The sequence below is a fragment of the Oceaniglobus trochenteri genome (assembly GCF_020529025.1).
Classification (GTDB): domain Bacteria; phylum Pseudomonadota; class Alphaproteobacteria; order Rhodobacterales; family Rhodobacteraceae; genus Oceaniglobus; species Oceaniglobus trochenteri.
In genome coordinates, this window is record NZ_JACNMM010000004.1 from 387,311 (window position 1) to 402,128 (window position 14,818).

Here is a 14,818-nt window from a genome sequence, read left to right on the forward strand (position 1 = left end):
GGCCATGGCCGACTGCGGGGCAGCCGTCGGGTGATTTCGGCGGGCCTGCGCGTGCAGCGAGAAATTCCAGGCGCCCGCCCTGTTTCTTTCTTGCCCAAAATACTCAAATTCCGCCGCGCCCGTCCCGCACCGCCCGGTAGACGTGAAGCCGAATCGCCGTGGCCAGCCCGGTTTCGGGGTCGCGGGTGGCGTCTATTTCGGCCGCAAGATCGTTGATCGGGCGTTTCTGTGCTGCGGCAAGGGCGCGGAAGCCCTGCCAGAAATCATCCTCGAGCGAGACCGAGGTGCGATGCCCGCGCAGGGTAAGCGAATGTTTGCGCGGGCGGTCGTTCATTCCTCGTCCAGCCGGTGCTGGTCAAGGGTGCGGGCCGCCCGGGCGTTGCGGGTGGCCTCGAGGATCTTCTCGGCCTTGCTGCGCCCGAAGCTTGCCGCGTTCGCGTCGGCCTTGGCCCGCTTTTCGTCGCGGGCCTTTTCCTTGCGGGCGCGGTTCAGGTTGATCGGCCCCGACCCCGAGGTCATTTCGGACCGATCATCTTTTCGGGGCGCACCACCTTGTCGAAGGTTTCGGCATCGACGAAGCCGAGGTTGATCGCCTCTTCCTTCAGGGTCGTGCCGTTCTTGTGCGCCGTCTTGGCGACGGTGGTGGCATTGTCATAGCCGATGGTGGGGGCCAGGGCCGTGACCAGCATCAGCGATTCGTTCATGATCCGGGTGATGTTGTCGGTGTTGGCCCTGATCCCGACGACGCAATTGTCGGTGAAGGCCGCCGCCGCATCGCCCAGAAGCTGCATGCTTTGCAGCACGTTATAGGCCATCATCGGCTTGTAGACGTTCAGTTCGAAGTGACCTTGCGATCCGGCAAAGCCCACGGCGGCGTCATTGCCGAAGACATGGGCGCAAACCTGGGTCAGCGCCTCGCACTGGGTGGGGTTCACCTTGCCCGGCATGATCGAGCTGCCCGGTTCGTTCTCCGGCAGCATCAGTTCGCCCAGCCCGCAACGGGGGCCCGAGCCCAGAAGCCGGATGTCGTTGGCGATCTTGAACAGGGAGGCCGCGACGGTTTTCAGTGCGCCCGACATTTCCACCAGCGCGTCATGGGCGGCCAGCGCCTCGAACTTGTTGGGGGCGGTGACGAAGGGAATGCCGGTGATCTCGGCCATGTTGGCAGCGACCTCGACATCCCATCCCTTGCGGGTGTTCAGCCCGGTGCCGACGGCGGTGCCACCCTGGGCCAGCTCGTGAATATGGGGCAGGGCGGCCTTTACCCGCTTGATCGCCATGGCGACCTGGTGGGTATAGCCGGAAAACTCCTGCGCCAGGGTCAGCGGCGTGGCATCCATGGTATGGGTGCGGCCGATCTTGATGATGCCGTCGAACTCCTGAACCTTGGCCTGAAGCGCGGCGTGCAGTTTCTCAAGCCCCGGCAGGGTGACATCGCGGGCGGTGGTGGCCACGGCGATGTGCATGGCGGTGGGGAAGGTGTCGTTGGACGACTGGCCCATGTTGCAGTGATCGTTCGGGTGCACCGGGTCCTTGCTGCCGATCACGCCGCCCAGAATTTCGATGGCGCGGTTTGCGATCACCTCGTTGGCGTTCATGTTGCTTTGGGTGCCGCTGCCGGTCTGCCAGACCACCAGCGGGAAATTGTCGTCGAGCTTGCCGGCAACAACCTCGGAAGCGGCGGTGATGATCGCATCGGCCTTGTCGGCGTCCAGCGCCCCGGCGGCCTTGTTGGCCATGGCGCAGGCCTGCTTGATGACCCCGAGGGCGCGCACGATCGCGACGGGCTGTTTCTCCCAACCGATGGGGAAATTCAGGATCGACCGTTGGGTCTGGGCGCCCCAGTATTTGTCGGCGGGCACCTCGAGGGGGCCAAAACTGTCGGTTTCGGTGCGGGTATTGGTCATTGCAGTCTCCGGCAAAAGGGATTGGTCGGGTTCTAGGCGCCGCGCGGGCGAAAGGCAATTCTTCGGCGCGCGCCGGTGGCGCTAGCAGCGGCGAAAACGATAGATTCGCGCCGGGGGCAGGTTGCGCAAAACCCGTTCGCCCCGTTCAACCCGCAGGCCAAGCTTGGCGATGGTTTCCGCAGGCAGGGGCACGCGGGGGCCATAGGTGAACTGCACGAAGGGCGCGCCGGGCGCAAGGATGCGGAAGGCGGCGCTGACCAGATCATGGACGATGGATTCGGGAATCGACAAGAGCGGCAGGCCCGACACGACGCCATCAACATCGTGAAGATCGGGGGTTTCGGCAGCGGTCTGCGCCGGGGCGTTGTGGATCGTCACGCCGGGGGGCAGGGCGGTTTGCAGGTAGGTGGCAAGTTCGGGGTCAAGCTCGAACAGGGTCAGGTGGCTTGGCGGCAGGCCGGCCCGCAGCAGGGCGCGGGATATGCTGCCGGTGCCCGGCCCGAATTCGACAACCCGGCCGCTGGTGGGGCCGAACCCCGAGGCCATGGCCGCCCCCAGATGGCGCGACGAGGGCGCTATGGCCGAGATCTGGCGGGGGTTGCTTAGCAGGCGACGGCGGAAAATGGCCCGTTCTGAGGTTTGCTCGATCACTGGCCCGTTGTCCGCCCGCTGTGTTTTCTAGTGTTTGCGAAAGCTGTCGAGGCTGACAACTTCGCCCGCCGACTTTTCGGCGGCGTCATCCTCGTCTTCGATGTCGGCCTCGTCATCCTCGGCCTCGTCGTCATCGCGGGTCTGGGTTTCGAAGCGCAGGCCGAATTCCACCGAGGGGTCCACGAAGGTGCGGATCGCGTCATAGGGAATATACAGCGGTTCGGGGTTTTCGCCAAAGTTCAGCGTGACGGAAAAGCCTTCGTCGGTGACGTCCAGCCCGTCATACCAGTGCTGCATCACCACGGTCATTTCATCGGGGTAACGATCCGAAAGCCAATCGGCGATCTCGACGTCGGGATGCATCGTGTCGAACGTTATGAAAAAATGGTGATCGCCCGGCAGGCCATGCCGGGAAACATCATTCAACACCTCCTGAATCAGGCCCCGCATGGCGCGGTGCATCAGGTTTCCATAGTCGATCGTGCGCGACATCAACGGCCCCCGTTTTGGTAGCTTTCACCATAGTTGATTCCGAGGTGATGAAAAGACCGCGACGGCGCTTTTCGCGTCAGGCCCAGCCAAGCGCCGGGATCGCCGCGCCCGCCAGCGCCATCGTGCCCAGCACCGCAGGCAGGGGCCAGTGCCGCCACAGCAGAAGCGCCCCGGCACAAAGCGCCAGCACCACGGCCGCCAGGTTCATGCTGAGCGGATCGGGCAGGATGACGCGCAGCGGGCCAAGGGTTGCGGTGCCCACCGAGTCGAAAAAGACATGGGCGGCAAACCAGACCGAAAGGTTCAGGATCACCCCGACAACCGCGGCGGTGATGGCGCCAAGGGCCCCGGTCAGCCGGGGGCGTGTGGCGATCCAGTCAAGATAGGGGGCGCCTGCAAAGATCCACAGAAAACAGGGCACGAAGGTGACCCAAAGCGCCACCGCACCGGCGAGAATGCCAAGGGCGATTCCATCGGCGGCAAAGCCCGCCATGAAGGCCACGAACTGTGTCACGAGAATGAGCGGGCCGGGCGTGGTTTCGGCCAGGCCGAGGGCATCCATCATCTGCTCGGTGCTCAGCCAGCCCCGCTGTGCCACCACCTCTTGCGTCATGTAGGCCAGAACGGCATAGGCGCCGCCGAAGGTGACGACGGCAAGTTTCGAAAAGAGCCCGGCGATTTCAAGCAAAAGGGCCTGATCGGTGGCGGCAAGCAGGGCAACGGGCGCGGCCCAGATGGCCAGCCATATCGCCACCGTGCGAAGGGTGCGGGGGCGCAGGGGCGGATCATCGCCGGGCGCCAGCGCGGTTTTGGCCCGCCAGGCGCCCCAGGCCCCCGCCAGCGCGATGATCAGGGGGAAGGGCAGGCGCAGCGCGAAGATCGCGACGAAGGACAGCGCGGCGATGATCCAGCCGGCATGGCCCACCAGCGCCCGGCGCGCGACGCGGATCAGCGCCTCGACCACCACGATCACGACGGTTGCCTTGACGCCGAGGAACAGCGCCATGATCAGCGGCAGGTCCCCCCAAAGCGCATAGCCCGCCGCCAGCCCGAAGATGACCAGCGCCCCCGGCAGCACGAACAGAACGCCCGCCAGCACACCGCCCCAGGTGCCGCGCAATCGCCAACCTGCATAGGTGGCCAGCTGCGTCGCCTCGGGGCCGGGCAGCAGCATGCAGAAGGACAGCGCGTTGAGAAAGCTGCGTTCGTCCAGCCATGGGCGACGGTCCACCAACTCGCGGTGCATCAGGGCGATCTGCGCCGCCGGGCCGCCGAAGGACAGCAGGCCGATCCGCCCGAAGACGCGGACAAGTTCACAAAAGCTGGGCGGCATCGGGGCGGTCCTTCCGGGCGGCTGGTTCGGGCCGCAGCCTTGGCCAGAACGCCGGGAAGGGCAAGGGGCGCCCGGCCGCAATTCATGACAGCGATTCCCCCGAAAGGCAGACGACCATGGCATCCGGCGGGATCAGCTCCAACTGTTGGAACAGGGCCAGAAAATCGAAGTGGTTGTAGGCTTCGACAATCTTTCCGCCTTCGAACCTTGCGGTGGTCTGGGCTGTGGTGTCGACCATGGCGGTGTTGATCTGCGATTGCGCGCGGATGCGGATCATGGCGGTCACCCAATCGCCGTCGGAGAGGGCCATCACGACGGTGAATTCGCGGATCGTGACCATGTTCAGCATGGCCAGCACCATCGTCTTGAAGTCTTCCGGCGTCAGTTTCATGTCGGGCATCAGACCGGCGGCTTCGACATCGGGGGCAAAGATGTCATCCACCACGTCCATGTCCCCCCGGATCCAGACACGGTGCAGGAAATCGTTCAGGATCTGGGCATTGGTCATCGCGCGGCCTTTCACAACTGTGATTGGTCCGGTTCTATGCCCCAAACCTTGAGAATCCGTGAAGCCCCATGGTCAGGGTTCGGTCAGGGCCGGAAATGTGGGAAAGTGCAGGCTTCTGTTGCCAGGTGCCTGCGAACCCCGCCTTACGCGGCTAGGCGCAAGGACTTAAGATTTGGTAACAGTGACAGCTTACGCTGCGACTGCGACCGGAGCATGGTTGTTATTGGCAACTATACTATATGCACCGATATCGGTGGTAGCTCACCGAGTAAAAGCAACAGCTTTAGACGTTTGTCGATCCTGTTTCGGCCCCATATTCCCCCAATAAGGGAAGTGTTGGTGGAGCCGCCGGGTACCGCCCCCGGGTCCAATCCGCTTATTACCTGCGCGTTTATCACCATAGTCGGGTTGCCCCGACAGGATTGAAAGTAGGGCGTTCCCAGATGGATTTCAAGGGTTCTTCGCAGGCTTCGGTGGCCGGCCCCGTCACAGGGCCAGGCGTGCCGAACAATCGATTTTCAGCAGGTCAAGCTGTGCCTCGGCCAGTTTCAGATCGAGAAGACCGATCAGCAGGGCATCGACTGGGCCGCCCACCAGGCCGACGACGCGATCAAGCCCCCCCAGCACGTTGCCCAGCAGCCCGCCGACAGGGCCGGGCAGGACATCGGCGATGATGTCGACCAGCAGGTGGCGCAGGTCCTGGCGAAGCGAGGCGGTAAGCCCCGGCGTGGTGGGCCCGAAGGTTTTTGAGCGGCCCTGGGCGTAATCGCCGTAGGTGAACGACACCGAACGGCTGACCGGTTCATAACGGTAGCCCTCGCTGTCCATGTGATCGGTGCTGCCGCCCAGCGACAGGCCCAGGGCACGGGCCGAGATGGACACCTGAAGAAGATCGGCCTCGACCGGGGAAAAGACTGCGACGGGTTGGCTTGCGGACTCGCTGCAGGCATTGCCGCCATCCGACAGCCGCGCCGCCGCATTGGCCACATCGATGATCAGGTTCAGTTCCACCAGTCCGGCAAGGCGCACGCCGGTGATGTGCAGGCGGATCTGCGACGTGCGGGCCACGGCGTTCGGGTCGCCCGGAACTGCGCTCAGCACGATCTGGCGGGGGTCGGAGACCTGCACCAGCACATCGGCCCCGGCCAAGGCACCGATATCCAGATTCACCCCCAGATCGACGACCCGCGCGCCCAGTATTTCGGCAGAGCCGAAAACGATATCGGCGACCGAAAGTTCGACTTCGTGAATGGGAGAGCCGATGACGGTGCGGCGCAGCGCTTCGTCAAGGTAGATCAGATCGCCAAGCCGGATGTCGCCCAGCAGGTTGGAAACAGTCCGCCCGGTGGCCGTGCCCATGATCGTCGAAGCGTCGATCTGGGCATCCAGGACGTCGCCATAGGTGGTATGGCCGGGCTGGAGGATATCGGCCTCGGCGGCGACAAGGCCGAGGAACTCGAACCCGCGCAACCGCAGGCCGTGGCCCGAGCAGAGGGTGTCGAGACTTGCGCCAAGCACCGGGCGCAGCATGTCGCGGAACAGGTTGAGGCTGAGAAGGCAGTTGGACAGGGCAAAGCTGACCCGGGGCTTCAGCGCGGCGGTGGCGGCGCGGGCGATCATCAGCTCTTCTTCGGGCAGGAAGGCATTCAGGACAAAGAAATGAGGCCGCGCCCTTGCGGTCACCCGCACGGCGTTCATGCCATCCAGCCGCCACTGATCGGAAGCGGGGGCGAAATGGTGATCGGGGGACAGGTGGCCAAAGACGACATGGCCATCGGGCAGGGGCAGCATGGGAAAGGGCCAACGCCCGGGCCGCGCGTTGGTGTCCTGTGCCGCGCGGCGCGAGATCGGCGCGGTGTCGAAATTTCGGATCGCGGTCAGGGCGGCCAGATCGGCCTTGGCCTGGACGTGGCGTTTCTGGGCGTTCAGGCTGGTCAGGTCGATGGCCAGCCCCAGCGCGATGATGATGGCGGGCATCATCACCATGACGAAAACGCTCAGCCCGCCGTCTTCGCGGTGGGCGAGGACGCGCAGGCGGGCGCGCAACGCCCGCCCACTCACAGGACCATCTCCGCCGAGCCTGAAAGGTTCGGGATCGTAAAGCCGATCAGCCCCCCCAGACGATGGGCCAGGGTTTCCGCCAGATCGTACTGAACCATGACCGAAATCGTCCGACCCGATTCGCCCGAATGGCAGATCACGCTGTTCACACGTTCGGGGGTGACAAAGGGCAGGCCCTCGGCAAGTTTCGGCATCAGGTCGGACTGCAGCGCAAGGCAAAGTTCATTGGTGGGAATGGCGCGGTCAACATAGGTCAGCGACAAACGTGTCATGTCCGAGGCAAGTTGTTGAACATCGCTGAGGGTAGCGAAATAAAGGCAGATCGCGGCGATCGTCAGGCAGACTAGAAAGATCCCGGGCAGCAGGATGACAAATTCAACCGAGATGTTGCCGTCCTCGGCGCGCAGGAAGCGTTCAGTCCTCTTTTTTACAAGTGATTTTTCCAACATCGGATTGTCTCCACGGAGCAGGGGTGAAGATTTGGAACTCTCCGTATGGTTGTGATTGGGGCCGAGAGAGAAGGCATTTTTAGGGCCGGATTCAGGCGCGTTTCGCGCAATTCTGCCTTCATGCGGTCACACATGTGGCAATGCACGAAGAATGTGCAAAGCCCGATGCGCAACGGGCTTTGAAATGCAGGGAAATGGCGCGTTAACACTTTGGGCGCGGCAGGATTGCGGCGCGCAGGAAACGACCGGGCGCGCGATTTAATTTTTTCGGTGAAATTGGAAATGTTGCGGGGAAAGGTGAGGGTTCATTTGTGCAGAAACAAATGGAATCCGATGCCGCGATTCCCCTGAAATGGAATTGACGCCGAACGTGCGGCGTCAATTCCTGTTTTCGTGCGGTTTCTCAGAAACCGGCCTTGATCTTCTCGAAGGTCTCGGATTGCTTTTCGCGCAGTTCGTTCGACATGGGCAGCTGGGCCAGAACGGGTGCGTCGATCTGGCCAAGGCCTACGGCGCTCAGCGCCTCGTCACCGAAGCTTTGCATGGCGGTGGCGTTGGAGTGGCCATAGCCCGCATCAAGAAGCGGTTCGGTCGAGGAAGGGTCGAGCATGGCGTTCATGAAGCCATAGGCCTTGTCCTCGGACCCCTGACCGTCCTTCAGGTTGACGTAGCCGCACAGCCAGAGCGACGATCCCTCGGTTGCTTCGCGCTGGAAGCCGATGGGGAAGCCTTCCTCGACCATGGTGGGCAGGGTCTCGTTCCAGGCCCAGGCCACCAGAACCTCGCCCGTGGCCAGAAGCTGGGCCAGTTCGGCCGGGTCGGTCCAGTAGGTGCGCAGGTTGCCGTGCACCTCGCGCAGCCAATCGCTTGCCGCCTGGAACTGTTCGTCGGTGGCGGTGGTCCAATCGGTGGTGCCGGTGGCCAGGTAGGCCAGCGCATAGGCATCGTCGACGTTGTCGGGCAGGGTGATGCGCGCGGCGTACTTGGGGTTCTTGAACACCTCGAGGCTGGCGACATCCTCGGCCGGGACCTCGTCGGTGTTGTAGGCAATGCCGGTCGAGCCGAAATCGGTGGGAATGAAGAAGGTGTCGGTGTCGGCCGACACGTCCTTGCCCGTCAGGTTGGCATCCAGATCACCGTAGGCCGCGATGCGCGAGGTGTCCCAGGGTTCGAGAATGCCGGATTCGACCCATTTGGTGACCGAGCCGGCACAGACGTGGCTGACATCGGCGGTAAAGCCCGAGCGCAGCTTCTGGAAGGCTTCCTCCTCGTCACCGAAGAAGGCGAAGGTCGGGCTGGCGCCGTTTTCTTCCACGTATTTGTTGTGGAATGCGGGAATTTCGAACCCCGGGTAATCGAACACCAGAAGTTCGGCATCCTGTGCCAATGCGGCACCGGCAACCAGCGACAGCGCGCTGGAACAGAAGAGGGCGGTATACTTGGTCAATGGCTTTCCTCCCGTGAAGGCGTGGCGTGAATCGTTGTGACGTTAGGGGGCCGACCGGCGCCAGACAAGGCGAAAGGCAAGGCGAATGTCGCGGTCGCGGTCAGGATCGGTTAGGCTGGCGCGAAAGGGAAGGGCGGCGTCGGTCGCGAGCGGGGTTTGGGGGCGCTGCCCCCGGTCGCCTGCGGCGCCCTCCCCCGGGATATTTGGGGACCAAAGATGGAGAAGCGGATGTTCAAGGCATTGGTGGTGGAGAAGGACGAGGACGGGAAAACGCGCGCCGAAGTTCAGGAAATCTCCGAGGACAGGCTGCCCGAGGGAGAGGTGACGGTGGCGGTCGAATATTCCACCGTCAACTACAAGGACGGGTTGTGCATCGGGCCCGGCGGCGGGCTGGTGCGCACCTATCCCCATGTGCCCGGCATCGATCTTGCCGGCACCGTCGAGGCGAGCGACGATCCGCGCTATGCCCCCGGCGACAGGGTGGTTCTGACCGGCTGGCGGGTGGGCGAAGCGCATTGGGGCGGCCATGCCCAGAAGGTGCGGGTGAAGGCCGATTGGCTGGTGCCGCTGCCCGAGGGGCTGGACCCGCGGCGCGCCATGGCGGTGGGCACCGCCGGTTTCACGGCCATGCTGGCGGTCATGGCGCTGGAGGATCACGGGTTGGCTACCGGGCAGGGGCCGGTTCTGGTGACGGGCGCGGCGGGCGGTGTCGGGTCGATCGCGACGGCGCTTCTTGCGGCGCTGGGGCATGAGGTGGCCGCCGTCACCGGGCGCCCCGAGCAGGAGGGATACCTGCGCGACCTTGGTGCGCAGCGGATCGTGGCGCGCGGCGAGATCGACGAGACCATCAAGCGCCCGCTGGAGGGCGAGACCTGGGCCGGCTGTGTCGATGCGGTGGGCGGCGCGATGCTGGCGCGGGTCCTGGGGCAGATGAAATACGGCGCCAGCGTGGCCGCCGTGGGCCTGGCCGGGGGGGCGACGCTGCCCGCCTCGGTGATCCCGTTCCTGCTGCGGGGCGTGAACCTTCTGGGGATCGACTCGGTGATGCAGCCTTTCGCCAACCGCCAGCGGGCCTGGGCGCGGATCGCGCGCGATCTGCCCCTGGACAAGCTGGACAGCATGATCGTTCCGGCGACGCTGAACGATCTGCCCGAGCTGGGGGCGGCCATCCTCAAGGGACAGGTGCGCGGCAGGGTGGTGGTGGATGTGAACGCCTGAACCGCGGCGCGGCTTTGGTTGCGCACCGGGGGGTGCGCCTGCTAGCCTTGTTTCACGAACGCGGCCGCCGCCTGCGCCCGAAGGGGGTGTCGGCGGCGTAACAAGGTTGAAATCACCGCTAACCCGGGGCGAAGCGTCGCTTTTCGCACCGCCCGGGGCAGAATGATCCGGTCTTCTTTCCATGTGAATACCGCGATCGAAGGTCGCGCAACAACGACCCCGCACAAAAAGGGACAACCATATGACAGACCAGACCGCCAATCAGGGCATACCCGAGCCCGAAGGCAATACTGCCGTCATTCAGACGGAGCACGAGATCGGGGACAACAACATCGAGGGTTCGCTCGGGTCGCTGGGTTTTGACATCCACAACCCGGTCTTCATGATCTCGGCGCTCTCGATCATGGCCTTCGTGTTCTACACCATAGCGCTTCCTGAACAGGCCAGCGGCGTGTTCTCGGGGATGTTCGACTTCACCACCAAGAACTTCGACTGGTTCCTTCTGGGCGCGGCCGACCTGGTGGTGATCTTCACGCTTCTTCTGATCGTCACCCCCTATGGCAACGTGCGCCTGGGCGGCTCGGAGGCCAAACCGGATTACACCTATATCGGCTGGTTCGCCATGTTGTTCGCGGCGGGCATGGGCATCGGGCTGATGTTTTACGGCGTGTCCGAACCGCTGACCCACTTCTCGACCTCGATGGGCGAGATCACCAGCGAGAACGGCATCCGCACCGACTGGGCCCCCCTGGGGGCGGCGACGGGTGACGAGACGGCGTCGGTGCGCCTTGGCATGGCGGCCACGATCTTCCACTGGGGCCTGCACCCCTGGGCGGTCTATGCGACCGTGGCCCTGGCGCTGGCGCTGTTCACCTACAACAAGGGGCTGCCGCTCACGATCCGCAGCGCCTTCTACCCGATCTTCGGCGAACGCATCTGGGGCTGGTGGGGTCACGTGATCGACATCATCGCCGTCTTCGCCACGCTGTTCGGCCTGGCGACATCGCTGGGCTTCGGGGCGACCCAGGCCAATGCCGGCCTGAACGAGCTCTTCGGCATTCCCATCGGCAACACGACCGAGGTGATCCTGATCACCTGCATCACCGCTGTCGCGCTGGTGTCGGTGGTGCGCGGGCTGGATGGCGGGGTCAAGATCCTGTCCGAGGTCAACATGGGGCTGGCCGGCCTTTTGGCGCTGTTCACCCTGATCGTCGGGCCGACGGCCTTCCTGCTGGCCTTCTTCTGGGACAGTCTGGTGGCCTACGTCCAGTTCCTGCCGCAACTGGCCAATCCCTTCGCGCGTGAAGACGTGAACTTCAGCCAGGGTTGGACGGCCTTCTACTGGGCCTGGTGGATCAGCTGGTCACCCTTCGTGGGCATGTTCATCGCCCGGGTGTCGCGGGGGCGCACGGTGCGCGAATTCGTGATCTGCGTTCTGCTGATCCCCTCCATGGTCTGTGTGCTGTGGATGTCGATCTTCGGCGGCACCGCGATTCACCAGGTGCTGACCGACAGCTATACCGGCGCCCAGGATGCCGAGCTTCCGCTGCAGCTGTTCAAGATGCTGGCCGAACTGCCGCTGGCACAGATCACCTCGTTCATCGGTATTGTCCTTGTCATCGTGTTCTTCGTCACCTCGTCGGATTCCGGTTCGCTGGTGATCGACACGATCACGGCGGGCGGCAAGGTGGATGCGCCCATGCCCCAGCGGGTGTTCTGGTGCATCTTCGAGGGCGCGGTCGCCATTGCCCTGCTGATCGGCGGTGGCCTTGCGGCGCTGCAATCCATGGTCATCTCGACCGGGCTTCTGTTCACGGTCGTGCTTCTGGCCATGTGTTACTGCATCTGGCGCGGGCTTCAGTCGGAACGGGCCAAGATGTGATGCCCGGCTGACCATTCGGCAAGACAATGACCGGCGCGCGGGAAACTGCGCGCCGGTTTTTTTTTGAGTTTTTTTAGCAAGAAAGAGACAGGGCGGGTGCCAGGGTTTCTTTTTTGCCCAAATACTCCCGCCGGAGGCGTCGACGGCGCCGCTCTTGACGCGGCAGGTCGGGGGCGCAACGGTGGAGCCATGAAACTGGATACCCAATTCGTCCGGGCGCAATTCCCGGCCTTTCGCGAAGTCTCGCTTGCCGGGCAGGCCTTTTTCGGCAATGCCGGTGGGTCCTATACCTGTGGCCAGGTGATCGACCGGCTCACGCGCTTTTACACCCAGCGCAAGGTGCAGCCCTATGCGCCCTACGCCGCCTCGCTGCTGGCCGGCGAGGAGATGGACGAGGCCCGGGCGCGTCTTTCTGCGGTGTTGAACGTGGCCCCTGACGAACTGTCCTTCGGGCCCTCGACCACCCAGAACACCTATGTCCTGTCCCAGGCCTTTGCGGCGATGATGGCACCCGGCGATGTGGTGATCGTGACCAACCAGGATCACGAGGCCAACACCGGCCCATGGCGCCGCCTGGCCGAGCGGGGGTTCGAGATACGCGAGTGGCGGATCGACCCCGAATCCGGCCATCTTGACCCGCAAGCGCTGGAGGATCTGCTGGACGACAGGGTGCGGCTGGTCTGTTTTCCGCATTGTTCCAACGTGGTGGGCGAGATCAACGATGTTGCGGCGATCTGTGCGCGCATCCATGCCGCGGGTGCCGTGGCCTGCGTGGACGGAGTGAGCTATGCGCCCCATGGTTTGCCGGACGTGGGCGCGCTTGGCGCCGACATCTACCTGTTCTCGGCCTACAAGACCTTCGGGCCCCATCAGGGGATCATGACGATCCGGCGCGCCTTGGGTATGGCGCTCCCCAATCAGGGGCATGTGTTCAACGGCGATACCCTTTACAAGCGGTTCACGCCCGCGGGGCCGGACCATGCACAGGTGGCGGCCTGTGCCGGAATGGTCGATTACCTCGATGCGCTGTACGATCACCACTTTTCCGAAAGTGCCGATGCCCCGTCGCGGGGTGTGGCGGTGCATGACCTGATCCGCGCCCACGAGGCCGCGCTGTTGCAGCCGCTGCTGGATCACGTCGCCGCGAAGAACACCATGCGCCTGATCGGCCCCGCCGATGCCGCCCGCCGTGCGCCCACGGTGGCAATCGCGCTGGCCGAACCGGGCGAGGCGGTTGCCGCGCGGCTGGCCGAGCGCGGGATCATGGCCGAAGGGGGCGATTTCTATGCCGGGCGCGCGCTGTCTGGCATGGGAGTGGAGATGGAGCGAGGCGTTCTGCGCCTGTCCTTCGTGCATTACACCACCCGGCAAGAGGTTGACGGGCTGATCGACGCACTAGATCGGGTGTAACGGCCGGTCGGACCGGCGCAACTCCGGTTCTGTCCCATGTCCGAAACCTCTCCTGTTCTTCTCTGGCTGCGGCGCGATCTGCGGCTGTCCGACCACCCCGCGCTATGCGCTGCGGTGCAATCGGGGCGGCCGGTGATTCCGGTCTGGATTCTGGACGAGGTGGCCGAAACCCACGGGGCCTGCCCGAAGTGGCGCCTGGGGCTGGGGGTCGGGCATATGGCCGACCTGCTGGCAGAACAGGGCAGCCGCCTGATCCTGCGCCGGGGCAGGGCGCTTGAGGTCTTGCGCGCCCTCGTGGCGGAAACCGGGGCGGGGGCGGTCTATTGGAGCCGCGTTTACGACCCCGACAGCATCGCCCGCGACAAGGGGGTGAAGGCCGGGCTGAAGGAGGACGGGATCGAGGCCGAGAGTTTCGCCGGCCATCTTCTGTTCGAGCCTTGGAGTGTAGAGACGCAGACCGGTGGCTTCTACAAGGTCTACACGCCCTTCTGGAAATCGGTAAAGGGGCGCGATGTACCCGCCGCCCTTTCGGCGCCGTCGGACATTCCGGCGCCGGGAGATTGGCCCGCGAGCGATACCCTGGATGACTGGGCCATGGGCGCCGCCATGGACCGGGGCGCCGGGATCGTGCGCCCGCATCTGCACTTGGGCGAGGCGGCGGCGCAGACGCGGCTGGGCACCTTCATGGCCCACCGGGTCGAGGACTATCGCGAGGCGCGCAACATGGTGGCCGAAGACGGCACCAGCGGGCTGAGCGAGAACCTGACCTATGGCGAAATCTCGCCCCGGTCCTGCTGGCATTCGGGGATGCGTGCGCTGCACGAGGGCAAGGCAGGGGCCGAAACCTTCTTGAAGGAACTGGTCTGGCGCGAATTCGCCTATCACCTTGTCTATCACACGCCCCGCATCGTCAGCGACAACTGGCGCGAGGATTGGTCGGCCTTCCCCTGGAACGAGGACGAGCGTCTGGCCGAGGTGAAGGCGTGGAAGCAGGGGCGCACCGGCATTCCCTTCGTGGATGCCGCGCAGCGCGAGATGTATGTCACCGGGCGCATGCACAACCGAGCGCGGATGATTGTCGCCTCGTATCTGACCAAGCACCTGATGTGCCACTGGCGGATCGGGATGAAATGGTTCGAGGATTGCCTGATCGACTGGGACGCCGCGAGCAATGCCATGGGCTGGCAATGGTCGGCGGGGTCGGGGCCGGACGCCACGCCCTATTTCCGGGTGTTCAACCCCGTGACCCAGCAAGAGAAGTTCGACCCCGACGATGCCTATGTGAACCGCTGGATCGCCGAGGGGCGCGACGATCCGCACAAGGATGCGCTGGCCTATTTCAAGGCGATCCCGCGCCGCTGGTCCATGGCAGAGACGGATGATTACCCCGAACCGGTGGTCGGCGTGTCCGAGGGGCGCAAGCGCGCGCTTGCCGCCTATGAAGACCGCGATTTCTAGGT

General features: G+C 64.4%; 14 protein-coding genes and 1 other RNA gene. 4 read left to right on the top strand and 11 right to left on the bottom strand.

Annotated features, from left to right (window positions below; genetic code table 11):
* Positions 1 to 103: 103 nt before the first annotated feature.
* The 11 genes from H7828_RS09305 to H7828_RS09355 form a co-directional block, all read right to left on the bottom strand.
* Positions 104 to 334 carry a ribbon-helix-helix domain-containing protein gene (locus tag H7828_RS09305; protein ID WP_226780740.1) on the bottom strand — a complete coding sequence of 77 codons (231 nt, stop codon included), beginning with the start codon at positions 332 to 334 and terminating at the stop codon, positions 104 to 106.
* Positions 331 to 519 (bottom strand): DUF4169 family protein, encoded by a 189-nt coding sequence (locus H7828_RS09310; protein WP_226780741.1) that lies wholly within the window; start codon positions 517 to 519, stop codon positions 331 to 333. Before H7828_RS09310 ends, H7828_RS09305 begins: the two co-directional genes overlap by 4 nt.
* On the bottom strand, positions 516 to 1,907 hold the full coding sequence (fumC, locus tag H7828_RS09315; RefSeq protein ID WP_226780742.1) for a class II fumarate hydratase: 1,392 nt from the start codon (positions 1,905 to 1,907) through the stop codon (positions 516 to 518). The genes H7828_RS09310 and fumC overlap by 4 nt, the downstream gene beginning before the upstream one ends.
* Before the next feature lie 81 nt (positions 1,908 to 1,988).
* The gene (locus tag H7828_RS09320; RefSeq protein ID WP_226780743.1) at positions 1,989 to 2,558 is read right to left on the bottom strand and encodes a class I SAM-dependent methyltransferase; all 570 of its coding nucleotides are present in this window, start codon (positions 2,556 to 2,558) and stop codon (positions 1,989 to 1,991) included.
* A 27-nt stretch (positions 2,559 to 2,585) separates the two neighbouring features.
* The gene (locus H7828_RS09325) at positions 2,586 to 3,050 is read right to left on the bottom strand and encodes an SspB family protein (protein WP_226780744.1); all 465 of its coding nucleotides are present in this window, start codon (positions 3,048 to 3,050) and stop codon (positions 2,586 to 2,588) included.
* Between the two features lie 76 nt (positions 3,051 to 3,126).
* Complete coding sequence (chrA, locus tag H7828_RS09330; protein ID WP_226780745.1) at positions 3,127 to 4,383, bottom strand: chromate efflux transporter; 1,257 nt, start codon at positions 4,381 to 4,383, stop codon at positions 3,127 to 3,129.
* An 82-nt stretch (positions 4,384 to 4,465) separates the two neighbouring features.
* Complete coding sequence (locus H7828_RS09335; RefSeq protein WP_226780746.1) at positions 4,466 to 4,891, bottom strand: ester cyclase; 426 nt, start codon at positions 4,889 to 4,891, stop codon at positions 4,466 to 4,468.
* A 104-nt stretch (positions 4,892 to 4,995) separates the two neighbouring features.
* Positions 4,996 to 5,349: a transfer-messenger RNA gene (ssrA, locus tag H7828_RS09340) on the bottom strand.
* A gap of 28 nt (positions 5,350 to 5,377) precedes the next feature.
* Positions 5,378 to 6,952 carry a pilus assembly protein TadG-related protein gene (locus H7828_RS09345; protein ID WP_226780747.1) on the bottom strand — a complete coding sequence of 525 codons (1,575 nt, stop codon included), beginning with the start codon at positions 6,950 to 6,952 and terminating at the stop codon, positions 5,378 to 5,380.
* Positions 6,949 to 7,401, bottom strand: coding sequence for a TadE/TadG family type IV pilus assembly protein (locus H7828_RS09350; RefSeq protein ID WP_226780748.1), 453 nt, complete (start codon positions 7,399 to 7,401; stop codon positions 6,949 to 6,951). Before H7828_RS09350 ends, H7828_RS09345 begins: the two co-directional genes overlap by 4 nt.
* A 403-nt stretch (positions 7,402 to 7,804) precedes the next feature.
* Entirely contained in the window at positions 7,805 to 8,848 is a 1,044-nt protein-coding gene (locus H7828_RS09355) for an ABC transporter substrate-binding protein (protein WP_226780749.1), read from the bottom strand.
* A gap of 228 nt (positions 8,849 to 9,076) precedes the next feature.
* On the opposite strand from H7828_RS09355, the gene acuI reads away from it, so the two are divergent.
* The 4 genes from acuI to H7828_RS09375 all read left to right on the top strand — a co-directional run bounded on the left by acuI (position 9,077) and on the right by H7828_RS09375 (position 14,816).
* A complete protein-coding gene (gene acuI / locus H7828_RS09360; protein WP_226780750.1) occupies positions 9,077 to 10,066 on the top strand; it encodes an acryloyl-CoA reductase in 990 nt (329 codons plus the stop codon).
* 241 nt (positions 10,067 to 10,307) lie between these two features.
* Entirely contained in the window at positions 10,308 to 11,948 is a 1,641-nt protein-coding gene (locus H7828_RS09365; protein ID WP_226780751.1) for a BCCT family transporter, read from the top strand.
* Between the two features lie 189 nt (positions 11,949 to 12,137).
* Positions 12,138 to 13,358 carry an aminotransferase class V-fold PLP-dependent enzyme gene (locus H7828_RS09370; protein WP_226780752.1) on the top strand — a complete coding sequence of 407 codons (1,221 nt, stop codon included), beginning with the start codon at positions 12,138 to 12,140 and terminating at the stop codon, positions 13,356 to 13,358.
* 36 nt (positions 13,359 to 13,394) lie between these two features.
* Positions 13,395 to 14,816, top strand: a complete 1,422-nt coding sequence (locus H7828_RS09375) for a cryptochrome/photolyase family protein (protein ID WP_226780753.1) — start codon at positions 13,395 to 13,397, stop codon at positions 14,814 to 14,816.
* Positions 14,817 to 14,818 lie beyond the last annotated feature (2 nt).